The following is a 1196-nucleotide window of genomic DNA, read 5'->3' as shown; positions in this document are numbered from 1 at the left end:
AGGCATGACCAAGGGGATGACGGGCGCCGCGCGAGCAGCCCGACGATCTGCCGGTCCAGCGCGTCGATGGACCCGCGCAGCTCCTCGATGCGCGCGGCGCCCGTCATCCCCTCGGTCATGCCTCGGGCACCTGGTCGACGACGTACACGACGGTCGGCTCGCTGTCGGAACCCTGCGAGCGGTGCCGCTCGTCGCCGGGGATCACGAAGCCCATGCCGGGACGGCACGGAACGGAACGGTTGTCGAAGTGGATCGTGAACTCGCCCTGGAGCACATATCCCTGGTGGCCGCGCTCGCACCAGTGCTCCTCGTTGAAGCCCGCGGGCAGTTCGAGCAGGCGTACGCGCAGGCCACCGGTGTACGCGATCTTCACGCGTCCCTCGGCGCCGGGCTTGTCCCACTTCTCCCAGGGAATGGCGTCGAAGTCGATCCCGACGAGGGCGGGGGCGGTCGTTGCGGTCATGGACGTATCCATCCTTAGGTGAAGGCGGCAGCGATGGCGGCCGGCTGAGGTGGTGGTCAGGTCAGCGAGTGGGCCCGCGCGACCCGTTCGTTGCGGTCGTCCGGCTGGAGCACCGGTTCGCCGGTCTCCGCCTGGTGCCTGCGCAGCAGCAGCGTCATGTCGATCATGCGGTGGACCATCCGCTCCAGGGCGTCCAGGCCCTCGGCGTCGGTGAGGCCCGGTTCCTTGGCGGCGTTGCGCAGCATGGCGGGGAATCCGCTGCCCACCAGGATCATCCGGTTGAGCAGCAGATTGTCGACGAGCTGGGCGTGCACCGAGGCGTCGCTGTAGCGGCGGCTGGTGACGATGATCCCGCCGACCTTGTTGGCGAGCGGACGGTCGAAGCGCAGGAATCCGACGCCCGCCCGCTCGATGAAGATCTGCATGAGATGGGCCAGGCCGAAGCCGTGCACGGGCACGGCGTAGACGATGCCGTCGGCCCGCTTCATCTCCTCGACGATGCCGGGCATGTCGTCCCGCAGCCCGCACGGGACGGTCCGCACATTGCAGTTGCCGCACGGGCTGCACGGCGAGATGCGGTGGTCGCGCAGGTGGATCGTGCGGAACTCGGCCCCCCGCTTCTCCGCGAGCCCGGCCGCGTGGGCGAGTGCGAGATCGGTGTTGCCGCCGGCTCTCTCGGACCCCGATATCCCGAGAATGACCGGCCGTGTGTCTTGCGTGTCCAGCATGAACT

General features: G+C 69.0%; 2 protein-coding genes. Both read right to left on the bottom strand.

The window, feature by feature from the left end; translation table 11 throughout:
- Nucleotides 1-115: 115 nt before the first annotated feature.
- Nucleotides 116-463, bottom strand: coding sequence for a cupin domain-containing protein (locus AB8Z36_RS39660; RefSeq protein WP_369218211.1), 348 nt, complete (start codon nt 461-463; stop codon nt 116-118).
- A gap of 56 nt (nt 464-519) precedes the next feature.
- Nucleotides 520-1196: flavodoxin family protein (locus tag AB8Z36_RS39655; protein ID WP_369218210.1), on the bottom strand; the 677-nt coding region annotated here is incomplete at its 5' end.

This window comes from Streptomyces flavofungini (assembly GCF_041028215.1).
GTDB classification, from domain to species: domain Bacteria; phylum Actinomycetota; class Actinomycetes; order Streptomycetales; family Streptomycetaceae; genus Streptomyces; species Streptomyces flavofungini_B.
This window is presented reverse-complemented; position numbering and strand designations above follow the sequence as displayed.

Excerpts from the sequence above, each read along its gene's own strand:
- AB8Z36_RS39660 (WP_369218211.1), bottom strand. The coding sequence starts at position 463 with ATGACCGCAACGACCGCCCCCGCCCTCGTCGGGATCGACTTCGACGCC.